Source organism: Streptomyces sp. NPDC111606, assembly GCF_055656945.1.
This window is the reverse complement of record NZ_JBVKBY010000005.1, coordinates 419,865-436,886: the sequence shown is the minus strand read 5'-3', so window position 1 is coordinate 436,886 and position 17,022 is coordinate 419,865. Positions and strand designations below refer to the sequence as shown.

Annotated in this window: 17 protein-coding genes; 6 read left to right on the top strand and 11 right to left on the bottom strand. The window is 71.0% G+C overall.

The genetic code is table 11. The features are described 5' to 3' along the window. The first annotated feature begins 7 nt into the window (after positions 1 to 7). From ACZ7M7_RS20610 to ACZ7M7_RS20595, 4 genes are read left to right on the top strand one after another with little or no spacing between them, the layout of a single operon-like run. Positions 8 to 772, top strand: coding sequence for a LytR/AlgR family response regulator transcription factor (locus tag ACZ7M7_RS20610; protein ID WP_383599279.1), 765 nt, complete (start codon positions 8 to 10; stop codon positions 770 to 772). Positions 773 to 774: 2 nt separating this feature from the next. Then, on the top strand, positions 775 to 1,134 hold the full coding sequence (locus tag ACZ7M7_RS20605; RefSeq protein ID WP_383599276.1) for a hypothetical protein: 360 nt from the start codon (positions 775 to 777) through the stop codon (positions 1,132 to 1,134). Between the two features lie 22 nt (positions 1,135 to 1,156). Further along, complete coding sequence (locus ACZ7M7_RS20600; RefSeq protein ID WP_383599273.1) at positions 1,157 to 2,869, top strand: sodium/solute symporter; 1,713 nt, start codon at positions 1,157 to 1,159, stop codon at positions 2,867 to 2,869. Between the two features lie 37 nt (positions 2,870 to 2,906). Further along, on the top strand, positions 2,907 to 4,121 hold the full coding sequence (locus ACZ7M7_RS20595) for a sensor histidine kinase (RefSeq protein ID WP_383599270.1): 1,215 nt from the start codon (positions 2,907 to 2,909) through the stop codon (positions 4,119 to 4,121). A gap of 3 nt (positions 4,122 to 4,124) precedes the next feature. Here the strand turns inward: ACZ7M7_RS20595 and ACZ7M7_RS20590 are convergent, their stop codons facing one another. The 7 genes from ACZ7M7_RS20590 to ACZ7M7_RS20560 all read right to left on the bottom strand — a co-directional run bounded on the left by ACZ7M7_RS20590 (position 4,125) and on the right by ACZ7M7_RS20560 (position 12,034). Continuing rightward, entirely contained in the window at positions 4,125 to 4,295 is a 171-nt protein-coding gene (locus ACZ7M7_RS20590) for a hypothetical protein (protein ID WP_328429244.1), read from the bottom strand. Between the two features lie 12 nt (positions 4,296 to 4,307). Next, positions 4,308 to 6,203 carry a serine/threonine-protein kinase gene (locus ACZ7M7_RS20585; protein WP_472118854.1) on the bottom strand — a complete coding sequence of 632 codons (1,896 nt, stop codon included), beginning with the start codon at positions 6,201 to 6,203 and terminating at the stop codon, positions 4,308 to 4,310. Between the two features lie 39 nt (positions 6,204 to 6,242). Continuing rightward, positions 6,243 to 7,565: a DUF6777 domain-containing protein gene (locus tag ACZ7M7_RS20580; protein WP_472118851.1), complete on the bottom strand. Its 1,323-nt coding sequence runs from the start codon at positions 7,563 to 7,565 to the stop codon at positions 6,243 to 6,245. A gap of 181 nt (positions 7,566 to 7,746) precedes the next feature. After that, positions 7,747 to 8,697: a cytochrome c oxidase assembly protein gene (locus ACZ7M7_RS20575; protein ID WP_451165876.1), complete on the bottom strand. Its 951-nt coding sequence runs from the start codon at positions 8,695 to 8,697 to the stop codon at positions 7,747 to 7,749. Positions 8,698 to 8,805: 108 nt separating this feature from the next. Further along, positions 8,806 to 9,831, bottom strand: coding sequence for a 6-phosphofructokinase (locus ACZ7M7_RS20570; protein WP_383599260.1), 1,026 nt, complete (start codon positions 9,829 to 9,831; stop codon positions 8,806 to 8,808). Between the two features lie 201 nt (positions 9,832 to 10,032). Then, positions 10,033 to 10,761, bottom strand: a complete 729-nt coding sequence (locus tag ACZ7M7_RS20565; protein WP_472118847.1) for a type 1 glutamine amidotransferase — start codon at positions 10,759 to 10,761, stop codon at positions 10,033 to 10,035. Between the two features lie 34 nt (positions 10,762 to 10,795). Further along, positions 10,796 to 12,034: a MurT ligase domain-containing protein gene (locus ACZ7M7_RS20560; RefSeq protein ID WP_369269613.1), complete on the bottom strand. Its 1,239-nt coding sequence runs from the start codon at positions 12,032 to 12,034 to the stop codon at positions 10,796 to 10,798. Positions 12,035 to 12,145: 111 nt separating this feature from the next. On the opposite strand from ACZ7M7_RS20560, the gene def reads away from it, so the two are divergent. Beyond that, positions 12,146 to 12,700, top strand: a complete 555-nt coding sequence (def, locus tag ACZ7M7_RS20555; RefSeq protein WP_472118844.1) for a peptide deformylase — start codon at positions 12,146 to 12,148, stop codon at positions 12,698 to 12,700. 6 nt (positions 12,701 to 12,706) lie between these two features. Here the strand turns inward: def and ACZ7M7_RS20550 are convergent, their stop codons facing one another. Then, positions 12,707 to 13,351 (bottom strand): TetR/AcrR family transcriptional regulator, encoded by a 645-nt coding sequence (locus ACZ7M7_RS20550; protein WP_472118841.1) that lies wholly within the window; start codon positions 13,349 to 13,351, stop codon positions 12,707 to 12,709. Between the two features lie 180 nt (positions 13,352 to 13,531). Between ACZ7M7_RS20550 and ACZ7M7_RS20545 the strand changes: the two genes are divergently transcribed. Beyond that, complete coding sequence (locus ACZ7M7_RS20545; protein ID WP_383599250.1) at positions 13,532 to 14,758, top strand: acyl-CoA dehydrogenase family protein; 1,227 nt, start codon at positions 13,532 to 13,534, stop codon at positions 14,756 to 14,758. A gap of 45 nt (positions 14,759 to 14,803) precedes the next feature. Here the strand turns inward: ACZ7M7_RS20545 and ACZ7M7_RS20540 are convergent, their stop codons facing one another. From ACZ7M7_RS20540 to ACZ7M7_RS20530, 3 genes are all read right to left on the bottom strand, one after another. Then, the gene (locus tag ACZ7M7_RS20540) at positions 14,804 to 15,040 is read right to left on the bottom strand and encodes a DUF6213 family protein (protein WP_328429254.1); all 237 of its coding nucleotides are present in this window, start codon (positions 15,038 to 15,040) and stop codon (positions 14,804 to 14,806) included. 25 nt (positions 15,041 to 15,065) lie between these two features. Continuing rightward, complete coding sequence (locus ACZ7M7_RS20535; protein ID WP_472118837.1) at positions 15,066 to 16,460, bottom strand: NADP-dependent succinic semialdehyde dehydrogenase; 1,395 nt, start codon at positions 16,458 to 16,460, stop codon at positions 15,066 to 15,068. A gap of 76 nt (positions 16,461 to 16,536) precedes the next feature. Next, the gene (locus tag ACZ7M7_RS20530; protein ID WP_472118835.1) at positions 16,537 to 17,010 is read right to left on the bottom strand and encodes an NUDIX hydrolase; all 474 of its coding nucleotides are present in this window, start codon (positions 17,008 to 17,010) and stop codon (positions 16,537 to 16,539) included. Between the last annotated feature and the right edge of the window lie 12 nt (positions 17,011 to 17,022).

The following is a 17,022-nucleotide window of genomic DNA, read 5'->3' as shown; positions in this document are numbered from 1 at the left end:
CGGGTTCATGCTGCGCGCCCTGGCTGTCGACGACGAACGCCCCTCGCTGGAGGAGCTGCTCTACCTCCTCAACGCCGACCCCCGCATCGGCAGCGCGGAGGGCGCAGGCGAGGCGACCGAGGCGCTGCGCCGCATCAACCGCGCCCTGGAGTCGGGGCCGGGCGGGCCGGAGGCGATCGACGTCGTCTTCCTCGACATCAACATGCCCGGCCTGGACGGTCTCGACCTGGCCCGGCTCCTCACCGGCTTCGCCAAGCCGCCGCTGGTCGTGTTCGTCACGGCCCACGAGGACTTCGCCGTCCAGGCCTTCGACCTCAAGGCCGTCGACTACGTCCTCAAGCCCGTCCGCAAGGAGCGGCTCGCCGAGGCAGTCCGCCGGGCGGTCGAACTGCGTGCCGCCGAACTCCGCGACGCCGCGCCCCGCATACCGGTGAGCGAGCCCGACCCCGACCACATACCCGTGGAGCTCGGCGGCGTGACCCGGTTCGTCGCCGTCGAGGACATCACCCACGTCGAGGCCCAGGGCGACTACGCCCGGCTGCACACCGACAAGGGCAGCCACCTCGTCCGCATCCCCCTGTCCACCCTGGAGGAGCGCTGGCGCTCCCGCGGCTTCGTCCGCATCCACCGCCGCCATCTCGTCGCCCTGCGCCACATCGGCGAACTCCGCCTGGACGCGGGCACCGTCAGCGTCATGGTGGGCTCCGAGGAACTCCAGGTCAGCCGACGGCACACCCGCGAGCTGCGGGACCTGCTGATGAGGAGGCCGTGACGATGGGCCAGAACCCCGCCGAACGCCGCGTCGTCGTCACCGGCCCGCCCCGGCAGACCCGCCGCGTCTCCGGCTACTACCGCCCCCGCACCGAGATCGACGAACAGACCACTCTCGGCCACACCTACGTCCGTTCCCTGATGCGCACCCAACTGCGCACCGCCCTGGCGGTGTTCGCCGTCCTCGGCCTGCTCATCGGCCCCCTGCCACTGCTGTTCGCGGCGATGCCGCACGCCCGCCCCCTGGTCTGGGCGGTCCTCGGCTTCGGCCTCTACGCACCACTGGTCCTGCTCGCCCGCTGGTTCGTGCGCCGAGCGGAGCGCAACGAACGGGACTTCGTACGGCTGGTCGAAGACCGCTGAGCCCGAAAGAACCGATGCGGTCGTGAACTCCAGCTACGCCGTCCCCGCCGTCGCCCTGGTCGTCCTCGCGACCGTCCTGGTCGGCGCCTTCGGCCTGCGCATCTCCCGCACCACGTCCGACTTCTACGTCGCCTCCCGCACCGTGGGCCCGCGCCTCAACGCCGCCGCGATCAGCGGTGAGTACCTCTCCGCCGCCTCCTTCCTCGGCATCGCCGGCCTGGTCCTCGTCCAAGGCCCCGACATGCTCTGGTACCCGGTCGGCTACACCGCCGGCTACCTGGTCCTGCTGCTCTTCGTCGCGGCCCCGCTGCGCCGCTCCGGCGCCTACACCCTCCCCGACTTCGCCGAGGCCCGTCTCTCCTCGCAGGCCGTACGGCGGCTCGCGGGCGCCTTCGTCGTCGGCACCGGCTGGCTGTATCTGCTGCCCCAACTCCAGGGCGCCGGGCTGACGCTGACCGTGCTCACGGGCGCGCCCGACTGGCTCGGCGGCGTGATCGTCGCGGTCGTCGTGGTCGCCATCGTCGCCGCCGGCGGCATGCGCAGCATCACCTTCGTGCAGGCCTTCCAGTACTGGCTCAAACTCACCGCCCTGCTCGTCCCCGCCCTCTTCCTGATACTCGCCTGGCAGGGCGACGGCGCCCCCCGCCACGCCTTCGACGAACCGGCGACCTTCCGCGAACGGAGCGTCGTCCGCGTCGACGACACCGTCGACCTGAAGCTCGACAGCCCGTTGACGGTCACCGTGAACGGCACGGTCGACGGCCGCACGCACGAGGACCAAGAGGTCCGACTCCCCGCCGGCACCCACCACATCGAGGCCGGCACCCGTCTGACCTTCGACAAGGGCGCCCCCGTCCCCGACCCCGACCGCGGCGGCAGCGGCAGCCTGTCGCCGTCGCAGGCCGAGAGCCGCGGCGAACGCCCGCTGTACGCCACGTACGGACTGATCCTCGCCACCTTCCTCGGCACCATGGGCCTGCCGCACGTCGTCGTCCGCTTCTACACCAGCCCGCACGGCGTCGCCGCCCGCCGCACGACCGTCGCCGTGCTCGGCCTGATCGGCGCCTTCTACCTGCTGCCCCCGGTCTACGGCGCCCTCGGCCGGCTCTACGCCCCCGAACTCACCCTCTCCGGCGACGCGGACGCCGCCGTCCTGCTGCTGCCCGAGCGGATGATCGGCGGCCTCGGCGGCGACCTGCTCGGCGCGCTCGTCGCGGGCGGCGCGTTCGCCGCGTTCCTGTCGACGGCGTCGGGCCTGACCATGGCCGTCGCGGGCGTGCTCACCCAGGACGTCCTCCCGTCCCGCGGCGTACGGCACTTCCGGCTCGGCACGGTCCTCGCCATGGCCGTACCGCTCGGCGCGAGCGCCCTGGTCGGCGGGCTCCCCGTCGCCGACGCGGTGGGCCTCGCCTTCGCCGTGTCGGCGTCCTCGTTCTGCCCGCTGCTCGTCCTCGGCATCTGGTGGCGACGGCTGACCCCGCCCGGCGCGGCCGCCGGGATGCTGGTGGGCGGCGGCTCCGCACTGCTGGCCGTCGCGGCGACGATGGCGGGCTTCCCCGGCTCCGGAGCCCTGCACGCGCTGCTCGCCTGGCCCGCGCTCTGGTCGGTGCCGCTGGGCTTCCTCACCATGGTGCTGGTCTCCCTGGCCACGCCGAGCCGGGTGCCGGCCGGGACGGCGGCGATCCTGGCGCGGTTCCATCTGCCGGAGGAACTGCGGGCGGAGGTGAAGGCATGAGGCAGCTCATCGCCGGACGGCGCGGAACGGAGACGGCATGAGCGGGTTCATCGCGGGCCTGTGCGTGGCCATCCTCCCGCTGCTCGCCGCGGGCTTCTGGCTCGGCCGGCGCACCGCCCGCCCCGAGAACTCCGGCGGTCTCGGCACCCCCGTCGAGCACGCCACCTTCGAGACCCTGCACACCGCCTCCCTCGCCGCACCCCCGCTGCGCGCCGGACTCACCGAGGAGACCGCGCGCAAGTCGGCCCGCAGGCTTCGCTCACTGCTCGGCACGGACGCGCTGTGTCTGACGGACCAGAAGGACGTCCTGGTCTGGGACGGGATCGGCGGGCATCACCGTACGGAGATCATGGAACTCCTCGCCGGCCCCCTGGAGTCGGGCCGCGGCGAGGCCTTCCCGCTCACCTGCGACACCCCCGACTGCCCGGTGCGCTGGGCGGTGGTCGCCCCGCTCACCGTCGACGACCGGGTCCACGGCGCCCTCGTCGCCTGCGCGCCCCGGGAGTCGGCCGTGCTGGTGCGCGCGGCGGGCGAGGTGGCCCGCTGGGTCTCGGTCCAGCTGGAGCTGGCCGACCTCGACCAGTCCCGCACCCGCCTGATCGAGGCCGAGATCAAGGCCCTGCGCGCGCAGATCTCCCCGCACTTCATCTTCAACTCGCTCGCGGTGATCGCCAGCTTCGTCCGCACCGACCCGGAGCGCGCCCGCGAACTGCTCCTGGAGTTCGCCGACTTCACCCGTTACTCCTTCCGCAGGCACGGCGACTTCACCACCCTCGCCGAAGAACTGCATGCCATCGACCACTACTTGGCGCTCGTGCGGGCACGCTTCGGCGACCGCCTGACGGTCACCCTGCAGATCGCCCCCGAGGTGCTGCCGGTGGCGCTGCCCTTCCTCTGCCTCCAGCCGCTCGTCGAGAACGCCGTGAAGCACGGCCTGGAGGGCAAGGCGGCGTCCGCGGGCAGGAGCCACATCAGCATCACCGCTCAGGACGCCGGCGCCGAGGCCCTCGTCGTCATCGAGGACGACGGCGCCGGAATGGACCCCGTCCTGCTGCGCCGCATCCTCGCCGGCGAGGTCAGCCCGTCGGGCGGTATCGGGCTGTCCAATGTCGACGACCGTCTCCGGCAGGTGTACGGCGACGCCTACGGGCTCGTCATCGAGACCGCCCCGGGAGCGGGCATGAAGATCACCGCCCGGCTGCCGAAGTACCAGCCGGGCGTGCACTCCGCAGGGCGGCTCATCCGGGAGTGAGGCTCAGCTGCCGCGGCTGGCCACCATCCCCAGCGTGATCAGCCCCAGCACCACCCACCCGAACCACAGCCAGCCATTGCTCCCGAGCGCCACCGTGTAGGCGGTCACCACGACGAGTCCGCCGACGGTGACCACCCCCATCGCCTTGGTAGAACCGTCCGTAGAACCGGGCATCGCAACACCCTCCTAGGCTTCGTCCCCCTCCATGGTGCCCCCGTTCTGCTTCCTGACGGTGCACACGACGAAATGAGTGCCTGTCTTCCAGGCCCCCTCGCTCGTCCAGGAGCCCGCCGTGTAGACGGAAGGATCGAAGCCGTAGTCGCGCGGTGGTACCTGGCGGGCGCACGCCGCGTCCGACTCGGTGCGTGCCTCGGTCAACGTGACGTCGGCGCCCAGTCGGGTGAACCCGAGCACCTGCTCGTCGTGCGGGTCCGCGCAGGACACCAGGCGGGCGTCCCGGTGGGAGCGCACGTCCAGACAGTCCCGCCGCTGCATGGTCGCCGTGTCGGCGAAGGCCGACCCCGGCTTCCGATGCCCGCCCAGCGGCCCGTACACCGGCCCGTGCCCGCCCAGCACCAGACAGGCGGTGCGCCGCCCGGCCGCGTCGAACCCCGCCTCGGTCGGTACGACGGCGAAGCTGCGGACGTCCGCCAGCCTCCCGCGGACGTCCTCCGTCCGCTCCTCGCACGCCCCCGGCCCCTTCTCCCGTGCCTCGGCGGCGGACGCGGCCCCGACGAACGCCATCACCTGCCCGTCGGGCACCTTCTCCCGGCAACTGGGATCAAGGCTCAGCCGGGGTGTGCCCCGGAAGGGAGCCGTGCCGGGCCAGTCGGCGAGCACGCAGTCGCCATCCTTCAACGCACTGGCGAGTCCGACGGTGTCGCCGTACGGCCGGGCGGTTCCCTTGGTGTCCGGCGACTGGGCCATGGCGTACCAGACGCCCACGCCCGCGAGCGCCAGCCCGAGGATGCCGCCGAGGACCGCGTGGAGGATGCGGGGACGGGTTCGGCGCTGCCCGTCGGGGCCGGGACGGGGGCCGAGGCCCTGTGGACCGCCGTGCGCACCGGCCGCGGGGCCGAAGCCCGGTCGGCCGCCGGGTCGCTCGGACACGGGCAGGGAGCCGAAGCGCGCCGCGTCGGGCATGCGCCCCGACGGCGCGCCGCCCCAGTGCGGCTGGGAACCCAGGTCGGTCTGAGTCCGCGCGTACGAGTCGACCTCCGGAGTGGCGATCCGTGACAGCGCCGCCTCCACCTCCACCGCGGACAGCCGCATTGCCGGGTCCTTCTCCAGCAACGCCCGCAGGACAGGCGCCAGCGCACCGGCCCGCGTGGCCGGCGGGGGCTCCTCCATGACCACCGCGGTGACCTGGGCCAGATGCGACTCGCGGTCGAACGGTCCCCGGGCCTCGACAGCGTGGTACAGCGTGCAACCCAGCGAGAACAGATCGGTCGCCGGCGTCGGCGCCCCGCCCGTGACCCGCTCCGGCGCCAGATAGCCCGCCGTGCCCACGAGCACGGACGCCAGCGTGTACCGCGTCTCACCGGCGTCCGGCTGCACCGAGATGCCGTAGTCCGTGAGCAGCACCCGCCCGTACGGCGCCCCGGTGCGGTCCGGAGCCAGCAGGATGTTCGCCGGTTTCACGTCCCGGTGCATGACGCCCCGCTGGTGTCCGGCGGTCAGCGCGTCGAGTACGGCGAGCCCGATTCGGGCGCACTCCGCGGGCGCCAGCGGGCCGCGCTGATCGATCAGGTCACGCAGATCGACGGCGCCCGTCACGTACTCCATGACGATCCACGGCAGCCCCTCGTGCTCCAGCACGTCATGCACGGTCACCACATGCGGATGCCCGCGCAGCCCCGCCGCGTGCCGGGCCTCCGTACGGGCACGGGCCACCCGGGCCTCACGCTCGTCGGCCTCGACCGGGTCCCGGAACACGATCTCCTTCAGCGCGACCTCGCAGGCGAGTCTTTGGTCGTGGGCGAGCCAGACATGGCCCATACCGCCGCTGCCGAGCCGGTTCAGCAGCAGATAGCGGCCGGCGACGACCCGGCCCACTCCCGACGTCGATGATCCTGAAGGCATCCGGTGACTCCCGGGTTCTGCGGGTGCGCTGCGTGGTTGTCAGGCGGTCGTGCTCGCGGTGGGCCCGCCGGTGGACGGGGCGCTCGTCGCGGGCCTGCCGGTCTCGGGCGGCGGTGCGCTGCTGGTCGGGGGCGAGCCGGTGGTCTCCGGCGGCGCACTGGTCGTGGGCGGGGGTGGTGAGCTGGACGTGGGGTCCTTGGGCGAGGGGGGCTTCGCCGAGCTGGGCGGCGGATCGGAGGACGGAGGAACGGACGAGGGCGGCGCCGCGGAGGACGGCGGACCCGCGGACGGGGGCCCGCTGGTGGGACCCGGGCTGCTCGGTCCGGAGCTGCCGGATCCGGAGGACGACGGCGGTGGGGTCGAGCCGGACGGCGAAGACGTGGACGACGAGGACGGCGAGGACGTCGACGGCGTGGTGCCCGACGGATCCCGCGTCGACCCGGACGACCCGGGATCCGATCCCGACCCCGATCGCGGGGGAGTGGACGTCACACTCGACGAGCCACCGGACGTCGCCCCTCCGGCCACGCTCAACGTCACGTACTCCCCGAACCGCAGCTCCGTCCCGGCCGGCGGATCCGACGCCGTGACCCGGGCGTTGTCGGGCGGCAGCCCTCCGCCGGCGAAGGCGGCCGCCAGCCCCGTGCCGACCAGCCGTCGGCTCGCCTGCCCGAACGTCGTCCCGGCGAGGTCGGGCACCGCACGCCGCTCCCGCGTGTCGAACGTCGTGTCGTCCTCGCCCGTGGTGCCGACGGGCCGGTTGACGCCCCGGTCGGGTTCATGGACGTCGACGAGAGCGAGCTGCTCCACTTCCCGCGGGGCGGGCCGCACGGCCACGACGGACGACTTCTCGTAGCCCTTCCACTCCTCGTTGCGGTCGTCGAACTCGACCTTTATCCGCGTCGTGTCGCCCTCGAAGGGCCGCAGCGGATTTCCGCACGAGCACTTCACCGCGGGAAGACCTCGCTCATCGACGAGTATCGCGATTCCCGTCTGAAGCAGCGCGCTGAAGGGGACGGCTTTTCCCTTTTTGTAGTCGTGGTTCTTCACGAGAGTGTCGTGACGCAGGAGTACGGGTGTGAGGCGGCCGAGATAATCCGGAATCTCGGCCGTCGTGAGGGAGAGCGCGGTTGCCCAGGCCTGCGCCTTGCGCTCATTGGCCGGGTCGGTGAGGAACTCCTTCAGCCGTGCGACGTCGCAGATCGTCGGCTGCTTGGAACCCCCGTACAGACCAGGAGTGTCGCCCTGCTGCAGACCGCCGTGCGCCGTCTGCACCCGTACCTGCGCGTCCCGCCCCAGCCCCTGGTTCTCGTTGAAGAAGGGCGCGAGCGACGGAACTCCCGCGGCCACCGCTTTCACCACGGACAACGGTGTGTTCCGGTCGCACCCACTGAGCGACAGAACGAAGACCAACAGGACGGCGATCCTCCGAATCGCCGCTAATTCGGACCTGTGCACGAAAACGCGAAACGCCATTACCGCTCCCCCCGGCGGTTCCCCCGACGCGCTTCATGCTACTGAAAGGCGAAGCCTTTCGGTTTCCTCAGTTCCCGCGTGCGTTCAATGAGGCCAAATAGGCGTTGTACGCCTCGAGTTCCTTGTCGCCGTCCCGGTCGGCGGCCCGGTCCTTGCGCTTGGCCTGGCGCTGCTCGGAGCCGTACCACTGGAACAGCAGCGCGATCAGCACCAGCACGGACGGAATCTCACTGAACGCCCAGGCGATGCCGCCGGCCGCGTTCTGGTCGGAGAGCGCGTCGATGCCGAGTGAGGCGGGCGGGTTCTTGAACGTCTCGACCATCGGCTCCGACGCCATCATCAAGGCGATGCCGAAGAACGCGTGGAACGGCATTCCCGCGAACAGCTCCAGCATCCGCATCAGATACCCCGGCCGGTGCGGACCGGGATCCACGCCGATGATCGGCCAGAAGAACACCACACCCACGGCGAGGAAGTGCACCATCATCGCGATGTGGCCCGGCTTGGAGCCCATCAGGAAGTCGAACATCGGGGTGAAGTACAGCGCGTAGAGGCTGGCGATGAACAGCGGAATGGTGAACGCCGGATGCGTGATGATCCGCATGTACCGGCTGTGCAGCAGGGCCAGCAGCAATTCCCGCGGCCCCTTGCGCCCCCGCCCCGCCGGCGGCATCGCACGCAACGCCAGTGTCATCGGCGCACCGAGCAGGAGGAGAATCGGCGACAGCATGCTGATCACCATGTGCTGCACCATGTGCACGCTGAACATGACCATCCCGTAGTCATTCAGCCCGGTACACATGACGAGCATCACGGACAGCACCCCGGCGACGTACGACACCGTCCGCCCGACGGGCCACTTGTCCCCGCGCCGCGCGAGCCGCACGACACCCCACGCGTACAGTGCGAGCCCCACCAGACAGGCGACGAGGAAGAACGGGTCCGCGGACCACGCGAGCCCCCGCCCCAGCGTGAACGGCGGCAGATCCATCATCATGCCGTGCCCGCTGTGATCCATCCGCCGGCTCCTGTTTCGTGGGGGTTGTGCAAGTCTGTCCGCACACAGACTAGAACTGCCCCCGGTCGGCATTGCGACCGGGGGCATCCGTTCCAGGGCGAACCGGGGCTACAGCACGCACTCAGCCTCTTCGTACCGGTCCTCCGGCACGGTCTTCAGCGTCTCCACGGCCTCCGCCAGCGACACCATCACGATGTCGGTGCCGCGCAGTGCCGTCATCCTGCCGAACTCACCGCGGTGCACGGCCTCCACCGCGTGCCACCCGAACCGCGTCGCGAGCACCCGGTCGTACGCGGTGGGCGTACCACCACGCTGCACATGTCCGAGGATCACCGGCCGGGCTTCCTTGCCCAGGCGCCCCTCCAGCTCGATGGACAGCTGACGGGCGATCCCGGCGAACCGCTCATGCCCGTAGATGTCCTTGCCGCCCTCGTCGAACTCCATGGAGCCGGGCCTCGGCTTGGCCCCCTCGGCCGCCACGACGATCGCGAAGCGCTTGCCCGCCTCGAACCGCGCGCCGACGACCCGGGTCAACTCCTCGATGTCGAAGGGCCGTTCCGGCACCACGATCGCGTGCGCGCCGGCCGCCATGCCGGAGTGCAGCGCGATCCAGCCGGTGTGCCGGCCCATGACCTCGACCACGAGCACCCGCTGGTGGGACTCGGCGGTGGTCTTGAGCCGGTCCAGGGCCTCGGTCGCAACGCCGACGGCCGTGTCGAAGCCGAAGGTGACGTCCGTGACCGCGATGTCGTTGTCGATGGTCTTCGGCACGCCCACGACGGGCAGGCCGCTGTCCGACATCAGCCGGGCCGCCTTCAGCGTGCCCTCGCCGCCGATCGGGATGATCGCGTCGAGGCCGAGCTCCTCGAGGTGGCCCTTCGCCCGCTCCACGCCGTCCCGCAGATGGGAGGGCTGGACCCGGGAGGAGCCGAGAATCGTGCCGCCGCGAGCCAGGATGCCGCTCACCGCGTCGAGGTCGAGCTTGAGGTAGTCGCACTCCAGGAGGCCCTTCCAGCCGTCCCGGAAGCCGATGACCTCGTCGCCGTGGTCGACGACGGCGCGGTGCACGACGGACCGGATGACGGCGTTCAGGCCGGGGCAGTCGCCGCCGGACGTGAGGACACCAATGCGCATAGCCCGAAAAACCTTCTCCACGTGGGCCGGGACCGGACCACGCTGTCCGGCTCGAATCCCCGCCACCCTAGCGGCATCAGGGGGCGGGGCCGAACCATGCGTCCGCCTGCTGGACGACCCCGCTCACCTGTGCGGACGCACCGTCAGACGGGCTCGTGACAGCAGGCCGGCCACCAGGTGTACGAGCCGGTGCCCGAACCGTCAGGCGGGCTGCTGCGCGGCCGCGATGCGCTCGTTGCGCAGCGCCTCGTACCAGCGGTCGTCGGTCGGCGGCAGCGCGTTCACGTCGAGCGCGAGCTTCAGCAGCAGGTCGGCGATCAGCGGGTTCCGGGCGAGCACCGGGCCGTGCATGTACGTACCGAAGACGGTGTCGTTGTACGCACCCTCCGTACCGTCGCCCGTGCCGTTGCCGTTGCCGAAGCGGACCTTGGCGAGGGGGCGGGCGGTGGGGCCGAGGTGGGTGATGCCCTGGTGGTTCTCGAAGCCGGTCAGCGGGGGCAGACCGAGGCGCGGGTCGATGTCTCCGAGCACGTCACCGACGCACCGGGCCCCTTCACCGCGCACGGACACCACGTCGATCAGTCCGAGACCGGGCTCGCGCTGGCCGAGGTCGTTGATGAACTCGTGGCCGAGGATCTGGTAGCCCGCGCACACCGAGAACACGATGGCGCCGTTCTCGACGGCCCGGTGCAGACCGCCGTCCCGGCGCAGCCGCTCGGCAGCCAGCCGCTGCGGCCGGTCCTCGCCGCCGCCGATCAGGTAGATGTCGCCGGAGGTCGGGATCGGCTGGTCGCTGCGCACGTCGAGACGGGCCACGTCCAGGCCGCGCTGCCGCGCCCGGCGCTCCACGACGAGGACGTTGCCCTGGTCGCCGTACGTGCTGAGCAGGTCCGGGTAGATCCAGACGACCCGCAGACTGTTGTCGCTCATGAAGTCACTGTCCTTGTGAGTACGTCCGAGTACGTCAGTTGCCGACGCGGCGGCGCAGGTCCTGGAACGCGGTGTAGTTCGCGATGACCTCGATCCGGCCGGGCGGGCACAGCTGCACGGCCTGGTCGAGGGTGTCGCAGACCTGGAACTGCTGGTTCGCGACCTCCAGCCGCACCGCGAGGTCGAGCCTGCGGTCGCCGACGACGCAGATCGGGTGCCCGGTCAGCCGCGTGTAGTCGACGTCCCACAGCCAGGAGGTGTCGGTGCCGTCGGCGCTGCGCGCGTTCACGGAGAGGATCACCGGGGTCGGCGGCGGGTCGATGAGGGAGAACGTCTCCAGCCAGCCGGCCGGGTTCTTGGCGAGCAGCAGCCGCAGGTCCCGCCCCTCGAACTGCACGACGTCATAGCGCCCCGCGACGGCCTGCACCTGGTACATGCGTTCCAGGGCGACCTGCGGCGGCACTCCGAACACGGCGGCCACGGCGGCGGAGGAGGCGGCGTTGGCCTTGTTGGCGCGCCCGGGCAGCTGGAGGTGAATGGGCCAGGCCGACCCGTGCGGGTCCAGGACGTGATCACCGGACAGCGCCCAGCTCGGCGTGGGCCGCCGGAAGCCGCACTCACCGCAGAACCAGTCGTCGCCGGGGCGCTGCATCACACCGCCGCACGACGGGCAGGACCAGGCGTCGTCCTTCCACATCTGTCCGGCCGCGACCCAGATCACATTCGGGGAGGAGGAAGCCGCCCACACGACCAGCGGGTCGTCGGCGTTGGCGATGATCACGGCCTTCGAGCCGGCGAGCCCCTCACGCCAGTTCTCGGCGAGCATGCGGGTCTCGGCGGCGCGGTCCAGCTGGTCGCGGGAGAGGTTGAGGAGCGCGATGCACTTGGGGTCGGTGTCCCGGGCGACCCCGGCGAGATACTTCTCATCGACCTCGATGACGCCGTAGCGAGCCTCCGAGCTGCCCGCGAGCGCCGAGGTGATGCCGGCGGGCATGTTGGCGCCCAGGGCGTTGGAGACGACCGGCCCGGCGGCGCGCAGGGCCTCCGCGATGAGCCGGGTGGTCGTGGTCTTGCCGTTGGTCGCCGACACCAGGACCACGTCCAGGTTCTGCGCGAGCCGGGCGAGGAGGTCGGGGTCGAGCTTGAGTGCCACCCGGCCGCCGATCACCGAACCGCTACCGCGCCCCGCGGCACGCGATGCCGCCGCGACCGCCTTGCCCGCGGTCACGGCCAGCTTGGCCCGCGGCGAAAGCGGGTCCGAGTTGCCTGACATCAGTCCTCGATCCTCCTTGCGTACGCGCCGCGCCTCTGCCTGACGGCAACGTGGTGGTGGTCAGCCTATCGAGATCCATTCGCACTCCCGAATCGCCGTACCCTTGCGGTCATGCGAAACGGCTCCATTCCGGGCGCGCGCGGGCGCGTCCGTCCCCTCACGATGCTCGGCGACCCGGTGCTGCAGGCACCCTGCAAGGATGTCACCGACTTCGGTCCCGAATTGGCGACGCTGGTGGAGGACTTGTTCGCGACGATGTACGCGGCGCGTGGCGTGGGCCTCGCCGCGAACCAGATCGGCGAGCCGCTGCGGGTGTTCGTGTTCGACTGCCCGGACGACGAGGACGTCCGGCACCTCGGGCATGTGGTGAACCCACGGCTCGTGGAGGCGGACGGCGTGGTGCTGCGCGGCCCGGAGGGCTGCCTGTCCCTGCCGGGCCTGGAGGCGGGCACGGAGCGGTACGACCACGCGGTGGTCGAGGGCTTCACGATGACGGGCGAGCCGGTGACGATCCACGGCACGGGCTTCTTCGCGCGCTGCCTGCAGCACGAGCACGACCACTTGGACGGCACGCTGTACGCGGACCGCGTAACGGGCCGGCGCCGCAGACGCCTGATGCGACAGGTGTCCCGAGCCTCTTGGTACAGGCCGACGCCGCCCGCCTAGGCACCGTCAGAACCCCGGGCCGCCCACCCTGTCCCCGGCGGCAGCCAACCGTCCCCACAGCAGGTCGGCCAGACTGCGCACCAACTCCGCCCGCGAGCAGGGTCGTTCCCCGAGCCACCAGTCACCCGCGGCATGCATCATCCCGACGATCCCGTGCCCCCACACCCGGGCCAGCTGCTGGCTGCCGGGCCCGAGGTCCAACCGCTCCTCGATGACGGTGGCCAGTTCCTCGCCCATCCTGCGCAGCAGCGGCGCGGAGTGCTTGCCGACGTCGAAGCCGGGGTCGCCGGGCTGGCCGCCCTCCGCCGGATGCATCAGGAACCGGTACACCTGAGGCCGCGCCTCGATCGCCGCGAGGTACGTGTCCAAGGTGGCCTCGACGCGCTCACGCCGGTCCGCGGGGGCGTCCAGCGCCGCCCGCAGCGAGTCGAGCAGCGCGTCCGTGTGCCTCATGGCCAACGCCGCGTAAAGTCCGCCCTTGTCACCGAAGTGCCGGTACAGAATCGGCTTCGTGATCCCCGCCTCGGCTGCGATCGCGTTCATCGAGGCCTGCGGACCGTCGCGAAGCACCACTCTGTCGGCGGCCTCCAGCAGCTCGCGCCGACGGCGGTCGGCGGACCGCTGTTGCTCGGTCCGCTGCGTGGTGTCCATGAGCTCTCCCCACCCGTGGTGAATCGATGACGCATGCGCAAACTAACACTCAACCAGCCGCGGCCATCGAACGGACTGCCGACCGGGCATCGCGGGTTGACTTTATCTACCCACGAGTAACAAACTAAGGTTACCGCTAGTAACAAGCATCAAGCATGCACGTACGCCGCTGGAGGGGACATGGCCGAGTTCACCATGGAGCTCAACGACGAACAGAAGGAGGTCCGGGACTGGCTGCACGGCTTCGCGGCCGATGTGATCCGCCCCGCGGCCGCCGAATGGGACGAGCGTGAGGAGACTCCCTGGCCGGTCATCCAGGAGGCCGCGAAGGTCGGCATCTACTCGCTCGACTTCTACGCCCAGCAGTACTTCGACCAGACCGGTCTCGGCATCCCCATGGCGATGGAGGAGCTGTTCTGGGGTGACGCGGGCATCGCCCTGTCGATCGTCGGCACCGGCCTCGCCGCCGTCGGCGTCCTCGCGAACGGCACCGAGGAGCAGATCGGCACCTGGGTGCCCCAGATGTACGGCGATGCCAACGATGTCAAGCTTGCCGCGTTCTGCTCCTCCGAGCCGGACGCCGGCTCCGATGTGGCCTCGATGCGCACCCGTGCCGTCTACGACGAGGCCAAGGACGAGTGGGTGATCAACGGCACGAAGACCTGGGCGACCAACGGCGGTATCGCCAACGTCCACGTGGTCGTCGCGGTCGTCGACCCGGACCTGGGTTCCAAGGGGCACGCGTCCTTCATCGTGCCGCCGAACACGCCGGGCCTGGCCCAGGGCCAGAAGTTCAAGAAGCACGGCATCCGCGCCTCGCACACCGCCGAGGTCATCCTGGACAACGTGCGGGTGCCGGGCTCCTGCCTGCTGGGCGGCAAGGAGAAGCTGGACGAGCGTTTGGCGCGGGCTCGTGAGCGGGCCAAGGCGGGCGGCGAGCGCGTGAAGAACGCGGCGATGGCCACGTTCGAGGCCTCGCGGCCGGCCGTCGGTGCGATGGCCGTGGGCACGGCCCGTGCCGCGTACGAGGTCGCCCTCGACTACGCGATGACGCGAGAGCAGTTCGGGCGGCCGATCATCGACAACCAGGGTGTGGCCTTCCAGCTGGCCGAGATGGCGACGCAGATCGACGCCGCGCGGCTGCTGGTGTGGCGCGCTTCCTGGATGGCTGTCAACGGGAAGCCGTTCACGGCGGCCGAGGGGTCGATGTCGAAGCTGTTCGCGAGCGAGACGTCGAAGAAGGTCACGGCGCAGGCCATACAGATCCTCGGGGGCAACGGCTACACCCGGGAGTACCCGGTGGAGCGGATGCACCGGGACAGCGCGATCTACACGATCTTCGAGGGCACGAGCGAGATCCAGCGGCTGGTGATCGCCCGTACGTTGTCGGGCATGTCGATTCGGTAGCGCAGGGGATTGCCGCAGGGTGCCCTCGCGCCCTGCGGCGCCCTTCTACGGTGCTGTGCCGCTGCTGTGCGCGATGCACGCCACATCGATGCGATCCGCGAGCTTCGCCAGCTCGATGGTCAGCGCGGCCACCGTGTCCTCGTCGAGCCCGTCCTCCCCGGCCTCGACAAGGTGCAGCCACCGACCACCCACCGTGCGCAGCAGCTTGCTCACATCGGACGCAGCCACCTGCAAGGTCCCGCGGTCATCGACGATCAGCGGCAGAGTAACTTCGCGGTTCACACCCGGGATCGTAGTCGCGCGGCGCTCACGCACCCTGCCAAACCGTGGTGATGTTGCAGAACTCGCGGATTCCGTGCCCGGACAGCTCACGCCCGTATCCGGACCGCTTCACTCCGCCGAACGGGAACGCCGGATGGGACGCCGTCATCCCATTGACGTACACGCTTCCGGCCTCCAGATCCCGTACGAACCGGTCGACCTCGGCCTCGTCGCGGGTCCACACGTTCGAACTCAGTCCGAACGGTGAGTCGTTGGCGATCAGTACCGCCTCGTCCAGGTCGTCGGCCCGGTACAGCGTGGCGACCGGCCCGAAGGCCTCCTCGCGGTGGATCCGCATCTCGCGGGTGATGCCGGCGAGCACGGTGGGCGCGTAGTACCAGCCGGGCAGTTCGGGCCGGCGGAGCTGGTGGCCGCCGCACAGCACGGCCGCTCCGCTGCGCCGGGCGTCGTCGACGAGCTCCTCCAGGTCGTCCCGGCCCCGTTCGCTGGACAGCGGGCCGACCTCGGTCTCCTCCTGCATCGGGTCGCCGACCACCAGCGCCTTCATGCCCTCCGCGAACCGCTGCGCGAACGCCTCGTAGACGTCCGTGTGCACGATGAACCGTTTGGCGGCGATGCACGACTGGCCGGTGTTCTGCACGCGCGCGGTCACCGCGACCTGCGCGGCGCGGTCGACGTCGGCCGACGGCATGACCACGTACGGGTCGCTGCCGCCCAGTTCCAGCACCGTCTTCTTGATCATCTCCCCGCAGGTGGCGGCTACCGCGCGGCCGGCCGGCTCGCTGCCGGTGAGGGTCGCCGCCCTGACGCGCTCGTCGCGCAGGATCTCGTCGACCTGTCCGGAGCCGACGAGCAGGGTCTGGAAGCAGCCCTCCGTGTAGCCCGCGCGGTGGAACAGGTCCTCCAGGTAGAGGGCGGTCTGGGGGACGTTCGAGGCGTGCTTGAGGAGGCCGACATTGCCTGCCATCAGCGCCGGGGCCGCGAAGCGGATCACCTGCCAGAGCGGGAAGTTCCACGGCATCACCGCGAGTACCGGACCCAGCGGCCGGTAGCGGACCCGGACCCGCGAGGCGCCGGAGTCCTTCACGTCGGACTCGGGCGGCTCCTCGTCGGCGAGCAGTTCCGCGGCGCGGTCGGCGTACCAGCGCATCGCCTTGGCGCACTTGGCGACCTCCGCGCGCGACTGCTTGATGGGCTTGCCCATCTCGGTGGTCATCGTCCGGGCGATGTCGTCCTGATCCCCCTCCAGGAGATCCGCGGCCTGGACCAGCAGGCGAGCCCGGTCGGTGAAGCTGGTCGTCCGGTACGTGCGGAACGTGGCCTCGGCGAGCTGGAGCCTGCGCTCGATCTCCTCGGCACCCATGGCCTCGTACGTCTTGAGCGTCTCGCCGTTCGCCGGGTTCACCGTCGCGATGGGCATGACCGACCTCCTGGGAGCGGGCTGATGCTTCGACCTTCCCGCGCGGCGGTGGCTACCGCAACGCGTGTACGGCCGCTCAGGCCGAGTGCTCCGCCAGCCGGTCGAGAAACGCGGCCTGGGCCTTCACGACGACCTCGCGCGCCCGGTCGACGTCCAGCCATGCCACCCGGTCGAGCTCCGGGAACTCCTGGGTCCGTCCCGAGTGCGGCGGCCACTCCATCACGAACGTGCCGGGGACGACCGTCGCCGGGTCGAGGTCGGCCTCGACCGCCCACACCGTGACGATCTTTCCGCCCGACTGCTTCACCTCGCCCAGGGGTACGGCCTCCCCGTCGGGCGGCGCCAGCCCCAGCTCCTCCTGGAACTCGCGGCGGGCCGCGTCCCAGGCGGGCTCGTCGGGTTCGTACTCGCCCTTCGGGACCGTCCACGCCCCGGCGTCGCGCTTGGCGAAGAAGGGGCCGCCCATATGGCCGAGCAACACTTCCAGGCCGTCATCGGTGTGGCGGAACAGCAGCAGGCCCGCGCTGCGCTTCTCGCCGGACGGCGTCACCGCGTCACCTCC

Excerpts from the sequence above, each read along its gene's own strand:
- ACZ7M7_RS20610 (WP_383599279.1), top strand. The coding sequence starts at position 8 with ATGCTGCGCGCCCTGGCTGTCGACGACGAACGCCCCTCGCTGGAGGAG.
- ACZ7M7_RS20605 (WP_383599276.1), top strand. The coding sequence starts at position 775 with ATGGGCCAGAACCCCGCCGAACGCCGCGTCGTCGTCACCGGCCCGCCC.
- ACZ7M7_RS20595 (WP_383599270.1), top strand. The coding sequence starts at position 2,907 with ATGAGCGGGTTCATCGCGGGCCTGTGCGTGGCCATCCTCCCGCTGCTC.
- ACZ7M7_RS20590 (WP_328429244.1), bottom strand. The coding sequence starts at position 4,295 with ATGCCCGGTTCTACGGACGGTTCTACCAAGGCGATGGGGGTGGTCACC.
- ACZ7M7_RS20585 (WP_472118854.1), bottom strand. The coding sequence starts at position 6,203 with ATGCCTTCAGGATCATCGACGTCGGGAGTGGGCCGGGTCGTCGCCGGC.
- ACZ7M7_RS20575 (WP_451165876.1), bottom strand. The coding sequence starts at position 8,697 with ATGGATCACAGCGGGCACGGCATGATGATGGATCTGCCGCCGTTCACG.
- ACZ7M7_RS20570 (WP_383599260.1), bottom strand. The coding sequence starts at position 9,831 with ATGCGCATTGGTGTCCTCACGTCCGGCGGCGACTGCCCCGGCCTGAAC.
- ACZ7M7_RS20565 (WP_472118847.1), bottom strand. The coding sequence starts at position 10,761 with ATGAGCGACAACAGTCTGCGGGTCGTCTGGATCTACCCGGACCTGCTC.
- ACZ7M7_RS20560 (WP_369269613.1), bottom strand. The coding sequence starts at position 12,034 with ATGTCAGGCAACTCGGACCCGCTTTCGCCGCGGGCCAAGCTGGCCGTG.
- def (WP_472118844.1), top strand. The coding sequence starts at position 12,146 with ATGCGAAACGGCTCCATTCCGGGCGCGCGCGGGCGCGTCCGTCCCCTC.
- ACZ7M7_RS20550 (WP_472118841.1), bottom strand. The coding sequence starts at position 13,351 with ATGGACACCACGCAGCGGACCGAGCAACAGCGGTCCGCCGACCGCCGT.
- ACZ7M7_RS20545 (WP_383599250.1), top strand. The coding sequence starts at position 13,532 with ATGGCCGAGTTCACCATGGAGCTCAACGACGAACAGAAGGAGGTCCGG.
- ACZ7M7_RS20535 (WP_472118837.1), bottom strand. The coding sequence starts at position 16,460 with ATGCCCATCGCGACGGTGAACCCGGCGAACGGCGAGACGCTCAAGACG.